This window comes from Streptomyces nanshensis (assembly GCF_001751255.1).
GTDB classification, from domain to species: domain Bacteria; phylum Actinomycetota; class Actinomycetes; order Streptomycetales; family Streptomycetaceae; genus Streptomyces; species Streptomyces nanshensis_A.
The window spans coordinates 1-5158 of sequence record NZ_LJGW01000654.1 but is presented as its reverse complement, the minus strand read 5'-3'; the positions used below and the strand labels follow the sequence as shown (position 1 = coordinate 5158).

At 73.2% G+C, this 5158-nt stretch carries 5 protein-coding genes; 4 read left to right on the top strand and 1 reads right to left on the bottom strand.

Annotated features, from left to right (window positions below):
• The coding region (locus tag AN218_RS30980; protein WP_141747773.1) for an MSCRAMM family protein at positions 1-842 on the top strand (842 nt) is incomplete at its 5' end.
• Positions 843-971: 129 nt separating this feature from the next.
• On the opposite strand, the gene AN218_RS30975 is transcribed toward AN218_RS30980, so the two are convergent.
• Positions 972-1946: a zinc-binding dehydrogenase gene (locus AN218_RS30975; RefSeq protein ID WP_171908863.1), complete on the bottom strand. Its 975-nt coding sequence runs from the start codon at positions 1944-1946 to the stop codon at positions 972-974.
• Between the two features lie 212 nt (positions 1947-2158).
• On the opposite strand from AN218_RS30975, the gene AN218_RS30970 reads away from it, so the two are divergent.
• The 3 genes from AN218_RS30970 to AN218_RS30960 all read left to right on the top strand — a co-directional run.
• Positions 2159-2932, top strand: coding sequence for a helix-turn-helix transcriptional regulator (locus tag AN218_RS30970; RefSeq protein ID WP_070020350.1), 774 nt, complete (start codon positions 2159-2161; stop codon positions 2930-2932).
• 308 nt (positions 2933-3240) lie between these two features.
• Positions 3241-4293: an iron-siderophore ABC transporter substrate-binding protein gene (locus AN218_RS30965; RefSeq protein ID WP_244900871.1), complete on the top strand. Its 1053-nt coding sequence runs from the start codon at positions 3241-3243 to the stop codon at positions 4291-4293.
• On the top strand, positions 4290-5158 hold an 869-nt coding region (locus AN218_RS30960; RefSeq protein ID WP_070020348.1), incomplete at its 3' end, for a FecCD family ABC transporter permease. The genes AN218_RS30965 and AN218_RS30960, both read left to right, overlap by 4 nt.

Genomic DNA, 5158 nt, shown 5'->3' with positions numbered 1-5158 from the left:
GACAGCCGGCCGGACTGTGGCAGAGCCGGTCCGCACCGGTCGCGGCCGCCGGCGGCGGCGACGGACCGCACGCGTCGTACGGCGGCATCCGCGGCACCGTGCGCAACGCCGCCGGTACGGGTGTGCCGCGCGCCGCCCTCACCCTGATCTCGCTGAGCGGGCAGCAGTTGGGCCGCTCGGTCGCGCACCCGGACGGCTCCTACGCCCTGGACGCACCCGGGCCCGGCAGTTACGTGCTGATCGCCGCCGCCGAGGGCCACCAGCCGCAGGCGTCGACGGTGACCGTGGGCGACGGCTCGCTCAGCCACGATCTGCTCCTTTCCGGTACGAGCGGACTGGCGGGGCGCGTGTGCAACGCGGCCGACGGGCAGCCCATTGCCGGGGCGACGGTCGTGGTCACCGACGCACGGGGCGAGGTGCTGGCCAGCGGACAGAGCCGCGAGCGGGGCGACTTCCGCTTCGACGACCTGATCGCGGGCAGCTTCACGGTCGCCGTGAACGCTCCGGGATACCGGCCCACCGCACGCCCGGTGGAGGCGGAGGGCCCGGGTCTGACCCGTATCGAGATCGAACTCTCGGCGGGCGCACGGGTGCACGGCGTCGTCCGTGCCGGTGCGGACCGGCGTCCGCTGCCGCAGGCACGGGTGACGCTGGTGGACGCGGCGGGCAATGTGATCGCCACCGCCACCACCGACGAGGACGGCGGCTACGTCTTCACCGACGTCGCGGCGGGCGAGTACTCGCTGGTGGCCAGCGGCTATCCGCCGGCGACCAGCGGACTGCGGCTGGACGGCGGCGGCGCGGACGACTTCGACGTCGAACTGCGCCACCCGGACGAGTAGTTCGCCCACCGGGCCGCGCGCGGCACGCGGCGCACACGGCGCACGGCGGCGGCCGCCGCACACCGGCACCACGGGACGCACGGGCGTCGTGTGGTGCCGGTGGCGGTCCGGCCGGTGCCCGGCCCGGTGTCAGGCGATGCGCAGAACCACCTTGCCCATGAGGCCGGGACGGGTCAGACGCTCCGCCGCCCGCTCGGCCTCGGCGAGGTCGAAAAGCGAGTCGACGGCCGGGGTCACGCCGTGCGTCCCCAGGAGATGCGGCAGATCCTGGCGCAAGTGCGCGACGAGGGCATGGAGTTCGCCGGCCGTCCGGCCGCGGAAGGTGGTGCCGATCAGCCGCAGTCTGCGCGCGGCGAGCAGTTCGAGATCGAGCCGGGCACGGTCGCCCGCGAGCCGTCCGATCTGCACGATCCTGGCCCCGGGAGCGGCCGCGCCGAGCAGGTCGGCGAGGACCGCTCCGCCCAGATGGTCCAGGCAGACGTCGAAGGCGTCGGGGCCGAGCGCCGAGGCGATGCCCGTGGCACTCGTGTCGACGACGTGGGTGGCGCCCGCCTCCCGCAGGAAGCCGGTCTTGGCCTGGGAGCGGCTGGTCGCGACGACCGTGCTCGCGCCGAGGGCACGGGCGAGCCGGACGCCGATGTGACCGACGCCCCCGGCACCGCCCGTGACCAGGACGCGGTCGCCGGGCCGGAACTCAGCGGCCCCGGTCAGGGCGTCGTACTCGGTGAGCAGCGCGCTGGGCAGACCCGCGGCCGACGCCGGAGCGAGGGACGCGGGCACGTTCAGCAGCAAGCGGTGGTCGACGGCGACCAGTTCGGCGCACGCACCGCCGGTCTGCGCCATGACGTACCGGCCCGGCGGGAAACCGGTGACGCGGGCCCCCGCACTCCGCACCCGGCCCGCCATCTCGAAGCCGACGCGTTCCAGCGGTACGTTCCAGTCGGCGCCGGAGGGCACGTAGGAACCCTCGCGCATCAGCAGATCGGCACGGTTCAGACCGGCGGCCGCCACCTCCACCAGCACCTCGTCGGGGGCGACGGCGGGCGCCGGGACCTCGGCCACCGTCCACGACGAGGCCGGGCCACCGGTAACGAGTGCGCGCATGAGGCGCATTATGGCCGGGCTCCGCGTACGTGCGGGCCGTCCGGACCGGCCGCCGGCCCATCACGCCCCGAGAAGCGGCGACTTAGGATCGGCGCCATGCCCCGCATACGCCCCGCCGCCGTGGACGGTTCCCGTACCGTCCCGCCGCGCGCGGGCGCGCCCGTACGTGCGGAGTACCCGCCCGACTGCCCGTCTGCGTACGGAGATCGCCCATGGCGAGGGTGACGCGTTCACTGCCGATGACGGAGCCGGAGGCCGAGGGCGGCAGCACGGGCATGGCGTGCTACGCGGAGGTGCTCACGGACGACACCACCTGGGAGAAGCACTCGCACCCCTTCCACGAACTGCTGTGGAACGAGCGCGGCGCGTCCTCCGCCGTCGTCGGCAGCCGCGTCTGGACGATCACCCCCGCCGTGGGGCTGTGGATGCCGGCGGGCACCCCGCACTCGGCGTCCGCGTTCGCCGGCACCTGGCTGCGTGCGTGCTTCATCGGCTCGGGCGCCTCGACGTCCATGTCCGGCGTCCCGGCGGCGGTCGAGATGACGCCGCTGCTCCGGCTGCTGCTGGAGCGGCTGTGCGAGGACGAACTCACGCCCCGCTCGCGGCAGACGACCGAGGCGATGCTGCTCGACGTGCTGACCCCCTCGCCCCGTGAACTCATCGTGCACGCACCGGCGTCGGCGCTGCTGGCCCCGATCGCCGACGCGGTACGCCAGGACCCCGCCGATCCGCGCAGCCTCGGCGACTGGGCGGCCGAGCTGGGCGTGAGCGCCCGTACGGTCTCCCGCGCGTTCATCGCGGAGACCGGCACCAGCTTCGCGCGCTGGGTCACCTCGGTGCGCGCCCAGCACGCGGTGGGGCTGCTCGCGCGCGGCTGGGACGTCGAGGCCGTGGCGCGGAAGGTCGGGTACCGGTCGGCCAACGCCTTCGGCGTCGCCTTCCGCCGTACGACGGGCTTCACACCGGGCACCTTCCGCGGTCAGTGAGCGAATTGAGCGCACGGGGCGCCGGGCGGGACGTCGTCGGGAGCGCACCGGCGGGCCCCAACCGCGTGCCGCAGCCGGGGAGTTGCTCCCCTCCCCTTCCCCGGCTCCGACTCATCGGTCCATCTCTGTCCGGATCGCAACATCGGGTGTCGCATCAGCTCGATTGCGACACCCGACGAATCTCCATAAGGTACTAAGGCAAGCCTTACCTCATCTGCTTGCGCCAGCGCAGTGCACCGCTCCACGACGGCATCCCGGGTTCCAGAGTGCGCGGACCGGCACCCTGGCCCCGGACAGTGGAGTACGAGTTGAGACGTTCACACCGCCTTCGGCTGCTCGCCGTGACGGCAGCCGTGCTGGCCGCCCTCACCGCATGCGGCGGGCAGTCCTCCTCCGGCGACGACGCCGACGGCGCGAACAGCAAGGGCAGTTCGGCCGCGTTCCCGATGACGGTCGAACACGCACTGGGCAAGACCACGATCGAGAAGAAGCCGCAGCGCGTCGCCACGGTGAACTGGGCCAACCACGAAGTGCCGCTGGCCCTCGGCGTCGTACCGGTCGGCATGGCGAAGGCCGACTTCGGCGACGACGACGGCGACGGCGTGCTGCCGTGGGTCGAGAAGCGGCTGAAGAAGCTGCACGCCAAGACGCCCACGCTCTTCGACGAGACCGACGGCATCGACTTCGAGGCCGTCGCGGACACCGAGCCCGATGTGATCCTCGCCGGTTACTCGGGACTGACCCGCGAGGACTACGACACCCTCAGCGACATCGCACCCGTCGTGGCCTACCCGGACGCTCCCTGGGCGACGCCCTGGCGGGAGATCGTCCGCGTCAACAGCAAGCCGCTCGGTCTGCGGGCCGAGGGCGAGAAGCTGATCGGACGCCTGGAGAAGGAGATCGCCGCGACGGCGCGCAAGTATCCCCAACTCAAGGGCAAGACGGCGATGTTCATGACGCACGTCGACCCCAAGGACGTCAGCAAGGTCGGCTTCTACACCACGCACGACACCCGTACCCAGTTCTTCGAGGACCTGGGTCTGAAGATCCCCGGCAGCATCGAGAAGGCGTCCCGCGGCACGGAGAAGTTCGCGCTGACCCGGAGCGCCGAGCAGATCGACACCTTCGACGACGTGGACATCGTCACCGGCTACGGCGACGACAAGGGCAAGCTGCAGAAGACCCTCAGCAAGGACCCGCTGCTGTCGAAGATGCCCGCCATCGACCACGGCGCGATCTCCCTGCTGCCCGGCGACACCTCGCCGCTGGCGACCGCCGCCAACCCGACGCCGCTGTCCATCTCCTACGTGCTCGACGACTACGCCGCCGCGCTCGCGAAGGCGGCGGACAAGGCACCGTGACGGCACCCGTACGACAGTCCCCGCCGTCCGCCGCGGCCACGGTCCGGCGGACGGCGGGGACACGCACCCTGTGGTTCGCCGCCGCGCTGCTCGCGCTGGCCCTCGCGGCGGCGGCCTCCCTCGCGTTCGGCTCGCGCACGGTCGCCTGGTCCGACGTGTGGACGGCGCTCGGCGGTGCGCAGCACACCCTCGAACAGGCCGCCGCCGCCAAGCGCATACCGCGGACGCTGCTCGCGATCGTCGTCGGGGCGGCGCTCGGGCTGGCCGGCGGCGTCATGCAGGGCGTGACCCGCAACCCGCTGGCCGACCCCGGCATCCTCGGCGTCAACACCGGCGCCTCGCTGGCCGTCGTCACGGCGGTCGCCTTCTTCGGCCTCACCTCGCCCACCGGTTACATCTGGGTGGCGATGGCGGGCGCCGCGCTCGCGGCCGGATTCGTCTACGCCGTCGGGTCGTTGGGCCGCGGCGGCGCCACCCCGCTGAAGCTCGCGCTGGCCGGGGCCGCCTCGTCGGCGGCCTTCGTCTCGCTGGTGAGCGCCGTGATCCTGCCGCGCAACGACATCGCGGGGAGCTTCCGGCTGTGGCAGATCGGCGGCGTCAGCGGCGCCTCCGCCGAACGCATCCTCCAGGTCCTGCCCTTCCTCGCCGTGGGCTTCGCGCTCTGCCTGCTCTCGGCCCGTACGCTCAACTCCCTCGCGCTGGGCGACGAGTTGGCCGCCGGACTCGGCGAGCGTGTGGCGCGGGGCCGTGCCGTCGCCGCGCTCGGCGCGGTCGTGCTGTGCGGCGCCTCGACCGCCGTCGCCGGGCCGATCGGCTTCGTCGGCCTCGTCGTACCGCACGCGTGCCGGCTGCTGGTCGGCGTGGA